The following is a 16,338-nucleotide window of genomic DNA, read 5'->3' as shown; positions in this document are numbered from 1 at the left end:
ATAGTAGGCGCCCGGCCTGGAGTTGCCGGGGCTGCTTTGCAGCCCTTTCGCGGCACAAGGCCGCTCCTACTGGGCACGCGTTCTCCTGTAGGAGCGGCCTTGTGCCGCGAAAGGGTTGCAAAGCGACCCCGGCAATCTTGAATTGGAGCGGCCCTTTCAAGGGGTGAGCCTGATCGCGTAACAAGCCCACCATGCGACGGGCTAATGATCAGTGGGAGCGGGCTTGCCCCGCGATTGCACTGCCATGCTGGCGATCACCGCTCGCGCAACGCCTCCGTCCGCGCCTTCAGCACCGGCTTCAACAGATAGTCCAGCACGCTCTTCTGCCCGGTGATGATATCCACCGTGGCCACCATCCCCGGAATGATCAGCAGCGGTTTGTTGTCCCCACCCAGGTGGTTCTTGTCGGTGCGCACCTGGATCAGGTAGAACGCATTGCCCTTGTCGTCGGTGACGGTGTCCGCGCCGATCAGCTCCAGCTTGGCCTTGAGCCCGCCGTAGATGGTGTAGTCGTAGGCGCTGAACTTGACCATCGCCGTCTGTCCCGGGTGCAGGAACGCCACGTCCTGGGGCCTTACCTTGGCCTCGATCAGCAGGTTGTCCTCGATCGGCACGATCTCCACCAGGTCGCTGCCGGGCTGGACCACGCCGCCGATGGTGTTGACCTTGAGCAGCTTGACGATGCCGCGCACCGGCGACACCACGGTGGTGCGGTTGACCCGGTCGTCGATGGCGATGCTGGTGGCGGTGATCTTCGACAGCTCCGTGCGCTTGTCGTTGAGCTCCTTGGCGGCGTCGGAGCGGAAGCTGGCGTCGGATTCCTGGATCTTGCTGCGGATTTCGGCGATCGCCGCCTCGGCGCGGGGGATCGCCAGGTTGGTGGCATTGAGCTGGCCGCGCGCCTCGACGCTGCGCTGCTTGAGGCGCAGGATTTCCACGGGGGAGATGGCGCCCTTGCTCACCAGTGGCGAGGACATGTCCAGTTCCTGTTGCAGCAGGCCCACGGCCGAGCGGTATTGATCGACCTTGGAGCGGAACTCGGCCAGCTCCTGGGTCTTCTGCCGCAGTTGTTCGTTGAGGGTCTGTTTCTCGCTGGCCAGACGGCGCTGGCGCGAGTCATACAGCGCGGCTTCGTCCTCGGCCACCTGTGGTGCCTTGGCGCGGACTTCGTTCGACAACACGAAGGGCCTGCCCTCGGACTCGGCCGACAGGCGCTCGACCTGGGCGGTGAGCGCGTAACGGTCGGCTTCACTCTCGCCCTTGTTCGACTTGAAGCGGGTGTCGTCCAGGCGCAGCAGGGTCGCGCCCTTGTCGACCATTTGCCCTTCACGCACGAAGATCTCGGTGACGATGCCGCCCTCGAGGTTCTGCACCACCTGCACCTTGCTCGACGGAATGGCCTTGCCCTCGCCGACGGTGACCTCGTCGAGCACCGCGAAGTTGGCCCAGACCAGGGCCACCAGCAGCAGGATCGCCGCCAGCCACACGGTCAGGCGTGACAGGCTGGGCGACTCCTGCAAGGTGGCGCCGGCCAGCTCCGGCATGTAGTCGCGTTCGGCGCGCTTGTCGGCGCCCTGGAGGTAGCTGCGCACGCTGTGGCTGAAGGGCATACATTACCTCCTAGAAAACTGGCCCCCTGTAGGAGCGGGCTTGTCCCGCGATCACGGGCATAGCCCGTGCCAGGCACCGCGTTGCCTTGATCGCGGGACAAGCCCGCTCCTACAGGGGTGGTGGTCGTGTCACAGCGCCGCGCCGATACGACCCTTGCGCAGCGCGTCGATGACCGCGTCCTTCGGCCCGTCGGCGACGATCTTGCCGTTGTCCAGCACCAGCAGCCGATCCACCAGGCTGAGCATCGAGGTGCGGTGGGTGACCAGCAGCAGGGTCTTGCCCGGCACCCAGTTCAGCAGGCGCTGGCGCAGTTGCTCCTCGCTGCTGTTGTCCATGTGGCTGGTGGGTTCGTCGAGGATCAGGATCGGCGGTTCCAGCAGCAGCGCCCGGGCCAGCAGCACGGCCTGGCGCTGGCCACCGGACAACAGCTGGCCGCGTTCGCCCACCGGGCGGTCGAAGCCTTGCGGGTGCTGGCGGGCCAGTTCGCTGACCCCGGTCAGCTCGGCCACTTCGAGCATGCGCGCATCGCTGACATGACGGGCGCCGAGGGTGAGGTTGTCGCGCAGGCTGCCGGCCAGCAGGGGCAGGTCGTGGGCCACGTAGCCAACCTGGCTGCGCAGGTCGGCGATGTCCAGTTGGCGCAGGTCGAGGTTGTCCAGCAACACCTGGCCTTCGTCAGGGTGATGAAAGCCCATCAGCAGGCGGGCGAGGGTGCTCTTGCCCGAGCCGCTGCGGCCGATGATGCCGATGCGCTCGCCTGGCTTGAGCGTGGCACTCACATCGTTGAGTGCCGGGGCCGCTTGCCCGGCATAGCGGAAGGTGGCGTGGTTGATGCTGATGCCACCCAGCAGCGCGGTGTGCTCCAGGGCCTGGTGCTCGGCTTCGCGTTCCTGGGGCAGGCTCATCAGCGCATCGGTGCTGCGCATGGTCAGCTGCGCCTGCTGGTAGCGGGTGATCAGCCCGGCAATCTGGCCCAGCGGCGCGAGGACCCGGCTGCCGAGCATGTAGCTGGCCACCAGCGCGCCGACGCTGAGGTTGCCGGCGATGATGCTGTACACCCCGGCGACGATGGTGGCCATGCCGCAGAACTGCTGGATGAACAGCGTGCCGTTGCTGGCCAGCGAGGACAGGTTGCGGGCATGGGCGTCGAGGCGGGCGATGGCGCCGTTGGTGTGTTCCCACTGGTATTGACGCTCGCTTTCGGCGCCGCAGGCCTTGAGGGTCTCCAGGCCGCCGAGGGTCTCGATCAGCAACGCCTGGCGCACCGCGCCGAGGCTAAGGCTCTTCTGCACCGTGTCACGCAGGCGTACCTGGATGAACAGCGCCAGGCCCACCGCCAGCGGAAAGGCGATCAGCGGGATCACCACCAGCCAGCCGCCGAGCAGGCCGATCACCAGCAGCATCAGCGCCACGAACGGCAGGTCGATGATGCTGGTCAGGGTGACCGCGGTGAGAAATTCGCGCAGTCCCTGGAAGTCATGGATGCTCTGGGCGAAGCCGCCGATGGTGGCGGGCCGGGCCTTCATGCTCATGCCGGTGATGCGTTCGAACAGGGTGGCCGAGAGAATCAGGTCGGTCTTCTTGCCGGCCTGGTCCAGCAGGTGGGCGCGGACCATGCGCAGCACCAGCTCGAAGGCGGTGCCGATGAACAGCCCGGCCACCAGCACCCACAGAGTGGACAGCGCCTGGTTGGGCACCACGCGGTCGTAGGTCTGCATGACGAACAGCGGCACCATCAACCCCAGCAGGTTGATCAGCAGGCTGGCCAGCAGGGCATCGCCATACAGCCAGCGGGAATGCCGCAGGGTGTCGCGGAACCAGGCATTGACCCGTGGGATCAGCGGGGCACGCACGTCCTCCAGGGTATGGCGAGGACGGGCGAACAGGACCTGGCCGCTGTAGGCCTCGGCCAGGACTTCGCGTTCCACCCACTGCTCGCCGCCTTCGGCTTCGCACGGCAGCAACAGGGCCCGGCCATTGTCCCCCCAGCGTTGTAGCACGGCGCTGCGGCCGTCATTGAGGATCAGCAGAACCGGCAGGTTGAGTGGCGAGATGGCGTCCAGCTCACGCTGCAGGACCCGCGCCTGCAACCCCGCACGCGCCGCGGCGCGGGGCAGCAGGGCCAGGGGCAGGCGCTGCTCGGCCAGCGGCAGGCCGCTGCCCAGGCTGGCGCGGCTGGCAGGGCAGCCGTGCAGCTTGCACAGGATCAGCAGGCCATCGAGCAACGGATCATCAACATCCAGGCGCGGTTGCGCGCTTTGCATACTGGTCACGATGGCCTACTCCTGCCGCGGTGGACGGGAAATGGGCGCTGGCGAAAAGTCCCTTGTCTCGTCAGAACCTAACGCATGTCGGGCAGTTTCGCCTCGTTGCGCACTTCGGTCTTGGCGATGGCCTCGGGCGGCAGCGAGATGTGCTGCTTGCTCAGCAACTCACCCATGGTCGCCAGGACCCGGTACATGGAGAACTCTTCGGTGTAGCGCACTTCGGTATAGCGCCGGTTGGCGTTGTACAGCTCGTTCTCGCTGTCGAGCACGTCGAGCAGGGTACGCTGGCCCAGGCCGAACTGGTCCTGGTAGGCGGCGCGCACGCGCTGGGTGGTTTCGGCGTACTCGCGGGCGCTCGGGGTTTGCTTGCGGGCGTTGTTCATCGCGTTCCAGGCCAGGCTGAGGTTTTCGTTCAGCTCGCGCAGGGCGTTGTTGCGGATGTCCATCGCCTGGTTGATCTTGTGCGCGTCGGACTGCAGGCGGGCCTTGTCGCTGCCGCCGCGGAACAGGTTGTAGCTGAGCTCGACGCCGGCCTGCCAGTCGTTGTTGTCGTGGCCCTTCTGACCGCCGATGTTGTTGTTGGCACCGGTGGCCAGCACCGCGTCCAGGCGCGGGTAGAAGGGCGACTTGGCCACTTCGTATTGCTGCTCGGCGGAGCGCACGTCAGCCTGCGCCGACTTGAGGTAAGGGTTGTTCTCCAGCATGCCCTGGCGGGCATTGAGCAGGTCACCCGGTACTTCGCCCTTGATCGTGACCGGTGTTTCCAGCTCGTCCGGCATGCGCCCGACTACGCTGTAGAAGTTGGCCTCGGCGTCGGCCAGATCGACCTCGGCGGTGTCCAGGTTGTTCTCGGCCAGGGCGCGACGGGCGCGGGACTGGTCGAGGTCGGCGGTGCTGCCCACGCCACGTTCGCTGCGCAGGCCGATCTGGTCGTTGACTCGCAGGTGGGCCTGCAGGTTGTTCTTGGCCAGGGTCACCAGTTCGCGGCGCTTGAGTACCTCGAGGTAGACCTCGATGGCACGCAGGGCGATGCTCTCGGCGGTGGCCTGGGTGTAGTAGGCGCGCGAGGTGGCCACCGCTTCGGTGCGGGCGACCTCGTTGGAGGTGTTGAAGCCATCGAACAGCATCTGCCGCAGGCGCAGTTCGGACTGGGTGTAGTTGAGGGTTTCCTTGTTGTGGTTACGCGTGCCGTCGGGGTTGAAGCCGCGAGTGTTGGTGTTGTCCGAGCGTTGCCGGCCGTAGCCTGCGACCAGATCGACGGTTGGGTAGTACCCCCCGCGGGCGAACTTCACATCCTCGTCGGCCGACAGCCTGCTGTTGCGGCTGGCGCTGATCTCGGGATGCTGGTCCACGGCGTTCTGGACAGCCTCGGTGATCGACATCGCCTGACTGTTGGCACACGCCATGGCCAACAAAATCGCACTGGTGATGGGGGTTAAAGCGCGCATGGGGTACATCTCCCTGGTCTTGAATAATGTCCTGCTAATCGCCAAAAAAATGACGAAAAATTAGAATCAAACCGTTTCAGGTTTGTAACAACAGAGCTAAGAACATTTATCGGGCGAGCTAAGAAGATTTTTTCATAAGATATATGCGAAAAAAAACTTATGCGGTCTAAGGAATCCACGACATTGTTTCATTCAGGCGGTTACGGGAATTGGCTGGGACAGGCGATTTTCGGGCCTTGGTGAAAGTTCCAGATTTTTTGCAGCTAAGGAGACAGGGGAGGAAGGCGAAAGCGGAATTTGGCGACAGAAAAATGGCACTCGATAATGGCCATTCGCCCACTTCGCTATCGTGGCAGTCGTCACAAGGAGCGTGGTTTCTCACGAACGTGACAGCAACGATCCACCAGCCATGGCACTCGGAACGTTGCGCACATTACCCGGCACGCCTTGATCTGCGAAAAGCCCATCGGCAGGGGAGGCGTACGCTCATGGCTAAATTAGTCGGTGTAGTCGGCAAGGTGATCGGCCAGGTATTCGCGGTGGGCGACGATGGTCATCGCCGCCTGTTGGTGGAAGGCGACCGGTTGTTCGTCGGCGAACAGCTCGAGACCGGCAACGAGGGCGCCGTGGCGGTGCGGCTGCAAAATGGTGCGCAGCTGACCCTGGGCCGCGGTAGCAGCCTGGAGATGACCACCGACCTGCTGGCCAATCGCGCGCCCCACGTGCACGCGCCGGACGCGCAGCCCAGCGACGCCCAGCTCAGTGATGTCGAGCAACTGCAAAAAGCCATTGCCGCTGGCGCCGACCCCACGCAGGAAGCCGAAGCGACGGCGGCGGGCGGCAACCCGTCAGGCGTGTCGGGGGCGCTCGGCGGGGGTCACAGTTTCGTGATTCTGACCGAGGTGGCCGCCCGGGTGGATCCCACCATCGGCTTCCCCACTGCAGGATTCAATGGTTTCCCACTGCTGGCCAATCTCGAACTCGGCGGTCTTGACGGCAACGATGACGGGCCGCTGCCAGCCAGTGCACCTGTGATCGACAATCCGGTCAGCCTCAATGGCCTGGATATCAGCCCCGCCGAATTGACCCTGGACGAGGCCAACCTGCCCCAGGGCTCGGCCAGCAATCCGGCGGCCCTGACCCAGTCCGGCAGTTTCACGGTGGTGGCCGCCGACGGCGTGTTCAACCTCAGTGTCGGCGGCATCAATGTGGTCACGGCGGGCGTGGTCACCGGCGTCGGGCAGTCCATCGTCACCGGGCTCGGCAATGTGTTGACCATCACCGGCTACAACCCGGCCACGGGTGTGGTGAGCTACAGCTACACCCTGACCGGCGCCGAGCATCACCCGGACGGTGCGGGCAGCAATACCCTGGGCGAGCAGTTCCCGGTGCTGGTCAGCGACACGGATGGCGACGTGGCCAGTGGTACGCTCGACGTGATCATCCGTGACGATGTGCCACGGGCGGTGAACGACACCAATGCCACCGCCGCCACCGAGCAGCATGTGGAACTCAGCGGCAATGTGCTGGGCAACGACATCCAGGGGGCAGACCGCATCCCCAGCGGCCCGGTGGTAGCCGGTACCTTCGTCGGCACCTACGGCACCCTGGTCCTGGCGGCGGACGGCTCCTACACCTACACCCTCAACACCAACGACCCCGACTTCAAGAACCTGCAAGGCGGTGGCAATGGGGTGGAGACCTTCACCTACACCCTGAAGGACGCCGACGGCGACTCCAGCACCGCGACCCTGACCCTGAACGTCAGCAACCTCGACGACCCGGTGACCCTGGGCGGTCTGGACGTGAACGGTGGCGAGCTGACGGTCTACGAGAAAAACCTGGCCGACGGCAGCGCGCCGAACCCGGGCGCCCTGACCCAGAGCGGCACGTTCACGGTCAGTGCACCGGATGGCCTGCAATCCTTGAGCGTCGGCGGTATCAGCGTGGTCAGCGGTGGCGTGGCGGCAAGCTTCCCGCAGTCGATCACCACGGAGCTGGGCAATACCCTGACCATCACTGGCTACAACCCGGCCACGGGCGTGATCAGCTATAGCTACACCTTGCTGGACAATGAGAGCCACGCCAACGGCGACGGCGCCAACAGCCTGTCCGAGCACTTCACCGTCACGGCCACGGACACCGACGGCAGCACGGCCAGCGGCTCGCTGGATGTGAACATCGTTGATGACCTGCCCAAGGCCAATCCCGATTCGGCCAGTGTCGTCGAAGGCGGCACGGTCAGCGGCAACGTGCTCGACAACGACACCTCAGGCGCCGACGTGCGCGCCGATGGCAAGTACGTGGTCGGCGTGCGGGCCGGCTCCGATACCTCGACCTCGGCCAGCGGCCAGTTGGGCACTCAGGTCCAGGGCCAGTACGGCTACCTGACCCTGGACGCCCAGGGCAACGCCACCTATCACGCCAATCCCAACGCCGTGGCACCTGCCGGGGCCACAGACGTGTTCGTCTACACCGTGCGAGACAGTGACGGCGACGAAAGCACCACCACCATCACCATCGACGTACGTGATTGCTCGCTGATCGCCGGCGCCGACAGCGAGGTCACGGTCTACGAGAAAGCGCTCGACCTGACCAAGGATGGCAACGACCTGGCTGCGGGGAACGTGGTCGGCAGCCAGCCAGGTTCGACCGCCGAGACGGCCAGCGGCTCGCTGGTCAGCTCCATCAGTGGCGGAACCGGGGCGCTGACCTTCACCCTGGTCGGCAATGCCACCGGCCAGTACGGCCAGATCCAGCTGAACGCCGATGGCTCCTACACCTACACCCTGACCTCGGCGCCGAATTCGCCGAATCACGTCAACGACGGGCCGAACGTGCTGACGGAAACCTTCACCTACCAGGTGAAGGACTCGCTCGGCAACTCGACCACCAGCACCATCGTGATCAGCATCGTCGACGACGTGCCCAAGGCTCACAGCGATTTCGCCAATGTCTATGAAGGCGGCACCGTCAGCGGCAACGTGCTGGTCAACGACGTGATCGGCGCGGACGTGCCGGCCGATGGCAAGTATGTGGTCGGCGTGCGCGCAGGCAGCGACACCTCGACCTCGGCCATCGGCCAGCTGGGCAGCAATGTGGTTGGGCAATATGGCTACCTGACCCTCGACGCCCAGGGCAACGCCACCTACCACGCCAATCCCGACAGCGTGGCGCCGGCCGGTGCCACGGACGTCTTCGTCTACACCATCCGCGACGCCGATGGCGACGAGAGCACCACCACCATCACCATCGACGTGCACGATATCTCGCTGGTCGCCTGCCCCGACGACACGGCCAAGGTCTACGAGAAAGCCCTTGACCTGACCAAGGACGGCAACGACCTGGCCGCAGGCACCGTCACCGGCAGCGATCCGCACGCCACCACGGAAACCACCAGCGGCTCGCTGGCCGGTTCGGTCAGTGGCGGCATCGGTGCCCTGACCTTCACCCTGGTCGGCAATGCCGCCGGGCAGTATGGCCAGATCCAGCTGAACAGCGATGGCACCTATACCTACACCCTGACTTCGGCGCCGAACTCGCCCAACCACGCCAACGATGGCCCGAATGTGGTCACCGAGAGCTTCACCTACCAGGTGAAGGATTCGCTCGGCAACACCACCACCAGCACCATTGTGGTCAGCATCGTCGACGACGTGCCCAAGGCCCATTGCGACTTGGCCTCGGTCAAGGAGGGCGCCAGTGTCAGCGGCAACGTGCTGGACAACGATGTGGTCGGCGCCGATGTGCGTGCCGACGGACAGTACGTGGTGGGCGTGCGCGCAGGTTCCGATACCTCGACTTCTGCCATTGGCCATGTGGGCGACACGATCATTGGCCAGTACGGCTACCTGACCCTGGACAGCCAGGGCAACGCCACCTACCACGCCAACCCCGACAGCGTGCCGCCCGCCGGGGCGACCGACAGCTTCGTCTACACCATTCGCGACGCCGATGGCGACGAAAGCACCACGACCATCCGCATCAATGTCCAGGACAGCAAGCTGGTGGCGTGCGAGGACAACGACGTCACCGTCTACGAAAAGGCCCTGGACCTGCACAAGGATGGCAACGACCTGGCCGCCGGCAACGTGACCGGCAGCGATCCTGGCTCCACCGGCGAGACCGCCTCCGGCAGCCTGGTCGGCTCGGTGCATGGCGGCGTCGGTGCACTGACCTACAGCCTGGTCGGCAACGCCGTGGGCCAGTACGGACAGATCCAGCTCAACGCCGACGGCTCCTATACCTACACCCTGACCTCGGCGCCGAAGACCCCGGGTGGCGCCAACGATGGGGCCAACACCGTCAACGAGTACTTCACCTACAAGGCCACAGACGCCCTGGGCAACAGCGTCACCAGCACCATCGCCATCAACATCGTCGACGATGTGCCGACGGTGCAGTGCGCGGTGCGCAGCATCACGCCCGGCCAGGTGGACTCCAACATCCTGCTGGTGGTGGACGTTTCCAGCAGCATGGCCGCAAGCTCCGGCGTGCCGGGGCTGACCCGCCTTGAACTGGCCAAGCAGGCCATCAATGCCTTGCTCGACAAGTACGATGAGATGGGCGACATCAAGGTGCAGATCGTCACCTTCGGCACCGGCGCCGAGATCAAGACACCGGTGTGGGTCTCGATCAGCGAGGCCAAGAGCCTGATCGCCGGGCTCAATCCCGGCGGCTCGACCTACTACGACTCGGCGGCCACCAAGGCCCAGGAAGCCTTCGCCACCACCGGCAAGCTGGTGGGGGCGCAGAACATCAGCTACTTCTTCTCCGACGGCGAACCCACCAACGGCCACGCGATGACGGCGCCGCGCGAGACCGCCTGGGAAACCTTCCTCGACAACAACGGCATCAAGTCCTACGCCATCGGCATGGGCAGCGGCGTCAACGAGGGCAACCTCAACCCGCTGGCCTACGACGGCAGCAGTCATACCGACACCAACTCGGTGGTGGTCACCGACCTCAGCCAGCTGAGTGCGGTGCTCTCCGGCACGGTGCAGGGCGCGCCGATCACCGGCAGCCTGATGAGTGGCGGCGACTTCGGGGCCGACGGCGGCTTCATCAAGGCGCTGCTGGTGGACGGCACCACCTACACCTACGATCCGAAGGCCAATGGCGGGCAGGGCGGCTATACGGTCAGTGGCGGGGCGGACAAGGCTTCGTTCGACACCGTGAGCAACAGCCTGAACATCAAGACCGGCCTGGGCGGCACCCTGGTGGTGAACATGGACAGCGGCGAGTTCACCTACACGCCGCCGAAGGACAACGGCAGCGGCCAGGCGGAGAAGTTCGGCTTCACCGCCAGCGACAACGACGGCGATACCCGCAGCGCCAGCCTGACGGTGAACATCAACAGCAACGGCGCGCCGGTCGCCGGCGCCGACCACATCATCACCAACATCAAGGGCGCCACCCTGAGCGTGCCGGCAGAGGCCTTGCTGGCCAATGACAGCGATCCGGATCACGACACCCTGAGCGCCGCGCCGACCACCTTCAATACCAACTTCGCCGACAAGGGCGCGGGCTTCACGGCGGGCACGCAGGCACAGACCATTACCTTCAACGCCACCGCCAACAAGGCCGAGAACCAGCTGCGCGAGCTGGCCCGCAGCGAGTTCACCAGCCTCAACGGCAGCATGACCGCCGCCCTGGTGGTGGCCGGTTACCTGGGCTCGATCAGCACCGGCAATGCCAACGACGAGGACACCCTGACGGTCACCCTGCGCAAGGGCGAGACCCTGACCCTCGACCATGACCGGCCCGCCGGCAACCTGCTGATGGAGTGGAAGGATGCCAGCGGCAGCTACCAGACCATCGCCGATGGCGGCAGCTTCACGGCCACCCATGACGGGGTGTACAGCATCCATGTGATCAATACCGAGAACGCCTCGGGCAACAGCAAGGCCGCCGAGAACTACAAGCTGAGCCTGGTGGTGGACTACAGCAACGCCAGCAACGACGACTACCACGGCAGCTACACCGTCAGCGACAACCATGGCGGCACGGCGAACGGGGCGGTGGACATCACCTACCAGGCCGGCAATACCCTCACCGGTACTTCAGGGGACGATGTACTGCTGGCCGGAGCGGGCGACACCCTCCTGCACGGTGGTGCCGGCAACGATGTACTGGTGGCCGGCGCAGGCAACAACAGTCTGTACGGTGGCGACGGCAACGACTTGCTGATTGGCGGTCCGGGCAATGACCTGCTCGACGGTGGCGCCGGCAACGACACCGCCAGCTATGCCAGGGCAAGCAGTGGCGTGACCGTCGACCTCGGCCATGTCGGCCAGCAGAATACCGTCGGCGCGGGGCTGGACACCCTCACCGGCATCGAGAACCTGGTCGGCTCGGACTACAACGACACCCTGACCGGCAACGACGGCGACAACCTGCTCAACGGCGGCGCGGGCAACGATGTGCTCAGGGGCGGTGCAGGCAATGACATCCTGATCGGTGGGCGCGGCGATGACACCCTCACCGGTGGCAGCGGCAACGACACCTTCGTCTGGCAGAAGGGCGACACCGGCCACGACACCGTGACCGACTTCACCCCGGGCAGCGATCGGCTGGACCTGTCGCAATTGCTGCAGGGCGAGAACGCCACCAGTGCGTCGCTGGACGACTATCTGCACTTCAAGGTCAGTGGCAGCGGCGGCAATGTGGTGTCGACCATCGAAGTCAGCAGCGTCGCCGGCGCGGCACCGACCCAGACCATCGACCTGGCCGGGGTGGACCTGGCGCAGCACTACGGGGTCGCGGCCGGGGCGGGCGGGTTGATTGCGGCGGGGCATGACACCGCGACCATCATCACCGGCATGCTCAATGACCATTCGTTGAAGGTGGATACGGTGTAAGCCGAGGCTTGCATTCCCCTGTAGGAGCGGCCTTGTGCCGCGAAAGGGGCGCGCAGCGGCCCCAGGATTTCAGCATTGATGCAAAAATTGCAGGGGCCGCTGCGCGCCCCTTTCGCGGCACAAGGCCGCTCCTACACGGTGGGGGGCGCTTGGCCATCTGGCTCAATCCGGTCGCTGCAAGGTCTTCTGCTTGAGGATGTAGAGACTGACCAGCACCGCGCTGGTCAGCATGAACACCCGTGCCCAGAACAACGGCACCAGGTAGCAGGACAGGCCGATGCTGGCCCACATCAGGCCGATCGCATAGACCTTGCCCCGCAGCGGAATCCCCTCGCCGCTGAGGTAGTCGCGGATCCATGGCCCGAGTTTCGGATGATTCACCAGCCAATGGTGAAAGCGCGGCGAGCTGCGGGCGAAGCAGGCCGCCGCCAGCAGCAGGAACGGAGTGGTGGGCAGCACCGGCAGGAAGATCCCCGCCACCCCGAGCGCGACACTGAGCCAGCCGGCGGCCAGCAGCAGGTAGCGCACCACGTTGATCAGTGGTGGCGCGGCTTGAGCAGGGCAGGCTTCTCTTCGGGGGCGTGCAGCAGCAGGAACAGCGCGCTCAGCGCCTCGGGAATCTGCACGATCATGTCGTCCTGCAGGTTGGCATCCTTGGCGATGTCTTCGAACTCCGGCTGCTCGTCGAACAGGCCCGAGCCGACCATGATCGGCAGCAGCATTTCGCTGACTTCTTCCTCGGCGTTCTCGAACCAGGCCTCTTCACGCAGGAACACGCCTTCCATGAAGCCGATGCACCAGCCGCGCAGGTCGGAATCGTCCGGCTCTTCGGTCAGGTCCAGCTCGCAGGGCAGGTCGAATTCCTCGTCGCTGGCCAACTGGCGAGCGATGTGGCCCTTGAGCCCGATCAGGGTGGCCTCGATCTCTTCGCGCTGTGCTTCGCTGGCGTAGTGGGGCTCCTCGGCGAACAGCGCGTCGATCCATTCGCGGTCTGGAACTTGCTCCGAGCAGATCGACAGCGCGGTCAGGTAGCCGTGTGCGGCGACGTAGTCCAGCGCTTCTTCGTGCAGCTCATCGGCGTCGAGGAAGGCTTGCAGGCGGGTCAGTTGCTCGGCGAAGGACATTACAGGGCTACCTTGGGGAATAAACGATAGTGAATTCTAGCACCTTGCGGCGGCTGCGGGGCAAAGGGAACGTCTGTCTGCGGGGCATGCCGGGGGTGGGGCAGTCGGGTATACTCCGCAGTTTTTCGTGCTCCGGTGGCGTTTTCCCGTCATCTGGCAAAAACCGCTTACGCATTCGATGTGTGCACGGCGGATTTATCGTCCAGCCTGAGTCCAGGATGGTACGGCGATTTTGGAGTGGCAAATGCTCGAACAGGCTCAGCGCGTCCTCAAGGATGTCTTCGGTTACGACAGTTTCCGCGGGCGCCAGGCAGCGATCATCGAATGTGTGGCTGGCGGAGGCGACGCCCTGGTGCTGATGCCAACCGGTGGCGGCAAGTCCCTGTGCTTCCAGGTGCCTGGTCTGCTGCGCCCGGGCCTGACCGTGGTGGTGTCGCCGCTGATCGCGTTGATGGACGACCAGGTCGCCACCCTCGACGAGCTGGGCGTGGCCGCCGCGGCGCTGAACTCCACGCTCAGCGCCGAGCAGCAGCGCGACCTGGCCGGGCGCCTGCGCCGCGGCGAGGTGAAGATGCTCTACCTGGCCCCCGAGCGCCTGGTGCAGCCGCGCATGCTGGACTTCCTGCGCGGCCTCGACGTTTCCCTGTTCGCCATCGACGAGGCCCACTGCGTGTCGCAATGGGGCCACGACTTCCGCCCCGAGTACCTGCAACTGGGCCAGCTCGCCGAGCTGTTCCCGCATGTGCCGCGTATCGCCCTGACCGCCACCGCCGACATGCGTACCCGCGAGGAGATCGTCCAGCGCCTGCACCTGCAGGGCGCCGAGCGTTTCCTCTCGAGCTTCGACCGGCCGAACATCTTCTACCGCATCGTGCCCAAGGAGTCGCCGCGCAAGCAGCTGATGGCGTTCCTCGGCGAGCGTCGCGGCAACGCCGGCATCGTCTATTGCCTGTCGCGCAAGAAGGTCGACGAGACCGCTGCCTTCCTTTGCGAGCAGGGCTTCCCGGCGTTGCCGTATCACGCAGGCCTGGCCGCCGAGACCCGCGCCGCCAACCAGCACCGCTTCCTCAACGAGGAAGGGCTGATCATGGTCGCCACCATCGCCTTCGGCATGGGCATCGACAAGCCCAACGTGCGCTTCGTCGCCCACCTCGACCTGCCCAAGTCGCTCGAGGCCTATTACCAGGAGACCGGCCGCGCCGGCCGTGACGGCCTGCCGTCTGATGCCTGGATGGCCTACGGCCTGCAGGACATGGTGATGCTCAAGCAGATGCTGCAGAACTCCGAGGGCGACGAGCGCCACAAGCGCATCGAGCAGCACAAGCTCGACGCCATGCTGGCCCTGTGCGAGGAGACCCGCTGCCGCCGCCAGTCGCTGCTGGCCTACTTCGACGAAGTGCTCGAACAGCCGTGCGGGCATTGCGACAACTGCGTCGACCAGGTGCAGACCTGGGACGCCACCGAACCTGCCCGTCAGGCACTGTCGGCGGTGTTCCGCACCGGCCAGCGCTACGGCGTCGGCCACCTGGTCGACGTGCTGTTGGGCAAGGACACCGAGAAGGTGCGCAATTTCGGCCACGAGAAGCTGTCGGTGTTCGGCGTCGGCAAGTCGCTGGCCGAAGCCGAGTGGCGCTCGCTGTTCCGCCAGTTGGTGGCGCGCGGCCTGGTGGACATCGACCTGGAAGGCTACGGCGGCCTGCGGCTGTCCGACAGTTGCCGGCCGTTGCTGCGTGGCGAGGTGAACCTGCAGCTGCGCCGCGACCTCAAGCCGCAGACCGTGGCCAAGTCCTCCTCCAGCGGTGGCGGTAGCCCGGCCAGCCAGCTGGTGCGGGCCGAGGAGCGCGAGCTGTGGGAGGCGCTGCGCACCCTGCGGCGCAAGCTGGCCGAGGAGCACAGCGTGCCGCCCTATGTCATCTTCCCCGACTCCACCTTGCTGGAGATGCTGCGCAGCATGCCCACCAGCCTCAGCGACATGGCCCAGGTCAGCGGCGTCGGTGCGCGCAAGCTGGAGCGCTACGGCCAGGCCTTCCTCGAAGTGCTCAACGGCGCCGGTGGCACCGAGGAGGCGCCGAAGGTGGTGCTCGACCTGCGTCACGAACTGGTCAGCCTGGCCCGCGCCGGCATGACCCCGGCGCAGATCGCCGGGCAGCTGAACTGCACCGAGAAGAACGTCTACAGCCTGCTGGCCGAGGCCATTGGCCGCCAGGAACTGAGCCTGGAGCAGGCGCTGGACCTGCCGGAAGAGCTGATGATGGAAGTGCAGGACGCCTTCCTCGACGGCGAGGGCGAGTTGCCGCCGGTGTCCGGCGTGGCGCCGCTGTTCGGCCAGCGGGTGCCGGAAGGCGTCCTGCATTGCGTACGGGCGGCGCTGGCGCTGGAGTTCGGCCTGTGATCGCCGGCATTTGCGCCAATTGCTGACCTTTGTCATACCCTTACATGATTATCAGCCATTTCCGCGGCATCGAACCTTGCCTGATTGGCCGGGCCATGATTAGCTGGCTAATAATTAGTTCTATTCATTGAGTTGCTTATGCCCCTGACCGACAACCAACACCGCTTCGGCATGCAGCTGGCCCAGATGTCCCGGGGCTGGCGTGCCGAACTGGACCGCCGCCTGGCCGGGCTCAACCTGTCGCAAGCCCGTTGGCTGGTGCTGTTGCACCTGGCCAGGTTCGACGAGGCGCCGACCCAGCGTGAGCTGGCCCAGAGCGTGGGCGTCGAGGGCCCGACCCTGGCGCGCCTGCTCGACAGCCTCGAGAGCCAGGGGCTGGTGCGCCGCCAGGCGGTGATGGAAGATCGCCGGGCCAAGAAGATCCTGCTGTGCCCGCCGGCCAAGCCGCTGATCGACCAGATCGAGACCATCGCCAATGCCCTGCGCCTCGAGCTGTTCACCGGCATAGACGAGGCCGACATGGAAGTGTGCATGCGCGTGCATGCGAAGATTCTCGATAATCTCGAGAAGTCCTGAACCCTTCATCAATCGCGGGGCAAGCCCGCTCCCACGAGTCTGATCCCACAATTGGCTGCA

At 65.4% G+C, this 16,338-nt stretch carries 8 protein-coding genes; 3 read left to right on the top strand and 5 right to left on the bottom strand.

The annotated features are described in order from the left end of the window. Positions 1-254: 254 nt before the first annotated feature. The 3 genes from NMG10_RS21115 to NMG10_RS21105 form a co-directional block, all read right to left on the bottom strand. Positions 255-1,610: an HlyD family type I secretion periplasmic adaptor subunit gene (locus NMG10_RS21115; RefSeq protein ID WP_203651489.1), complete on the bottom strand. Its 1,356-nt coding sequence runs from the start codon at positions 1,608-1,610 to the stop codon at positions 255-257. Between the two features lie 129 nt (positions 1,611-1,739). Next, complete coding sequence (locus NMG10_RS21110; protein WP_232857340.1) at positions 1,740-3,875, bottom strand: type I secretion system permease/ATPase; 2,136 nt, start codon at positions 3,873-3,875, stop codon at positions 1,740-1,742. 77 nt (positions 3,876-3,952) lie between these two features. After that, the gene (locus NMG10_RS21105; protein WP_186714529.1) at positions 3,953-5,326 is read right to left on the bottom strand and encodes a TolC family outer membrane protein; all 1,374 of its coding nucleotides are present in this window, start codon (positions 5,324-5,326) and stop codon (positions 3,953-3,955) included. A gap of 488 nt (positions 5,327-5,814) precedes the next feature. Here NMG10_RS21105 and NMG10_RS21100 point away from each other — a divergent pair, with 488 nt between their 5' ends. After that, complete coding sequence (locus NMG10_RS21100; RefSeq protein ID WP_254465075.1) at positions 5,815-12,186, top strand: retention module-containing protein; 6,372 nt, start codon at positions 5,815-5,817, stop codon at positions 12,184-12,186. A gap of 162 nt (positions 12,187-12,348) precedes the next feature. Here NMG10_RS21100 and NMG10_RS21095 read toward each other — a convergent pair whose 3' ends face one another. Together NMG10_RS21095 and NMG10_RS21090 are read right to left on the bottom strand one after the other, a co-directional pair. Beyond that, the gene (locus NMG10_RS21095; protein WP_232857329.1) at positions 12,349-12,714 is read right to left on the bottom strand and encodes a YbaN family protein; all 366 of its coding nucleotides are present in this window, start codon (positions 12,712-12,714) and stop codon (positions 12,349-12,351) included. An 8-nt stretch (positions 12,715-12,722) separates the two neighbouring features. After that, entirely contained in the window at positions 12,723-13,310 is a 588-nt protein-coding gene (locus NMG10_RS21090) for a UPF0149 family protein (RefSeq protein ID WP_232857331.1), read from the bottom strand. A 244-nt stretch (positions 13,311-13,554) separates the two neighbouring features. Here NMG10_RS21090 and recQ point away from each other — a divergent pair, with 244 nt between their 5' ends. Together recQ and NMG10_RS21080 are read left to right on the top strand one after the other, a co-directional pair. Then, positions 13,555-15,702 (top strand): DNA helicase RecQ, encoded by a 2,148-nt coding sequence (recQ, locus tag NMG10_RS21085; protein WP_203651498.1) that lies wholly within the window; start codon positions 13,555-13,557, stop codon positions 15,700-15,702. A gap of 138 nt (positions 15,703-15,840) precedes the next feature. Beyond that, complete coding sequence (locus tag NMG10_RS21080) at positions 15,841-16,278, top strand: MarR family transcriptional regulator (RefSeq protein ID WP_028691103.1); 438 nt, start codon at positions 15,841-15,843, stop codon at positions 16,276-16,278. Positions 16,279-16,338 lie beyond the last annotated feature (60 nt).

Origin of the sequence: Pseudomonas sp. DVZ6 (assembly GCF_024259445.1) — a bacterium.
In the GTDB taxonomy this organism is placed as follows: domain Bacteria; phylum Pseudomonadota; class Gammaproteobacteria; order Pseudomonadales; family Pseudomonadaceae; genus Aquipseudomonas; species Aquipseudomonas peradeniyensis.
The sequence above is the reverse complement of the archived record's forward strand: the minus strand, read 5'-3'. Positions and strand labels throughout refer to the sequence as shown.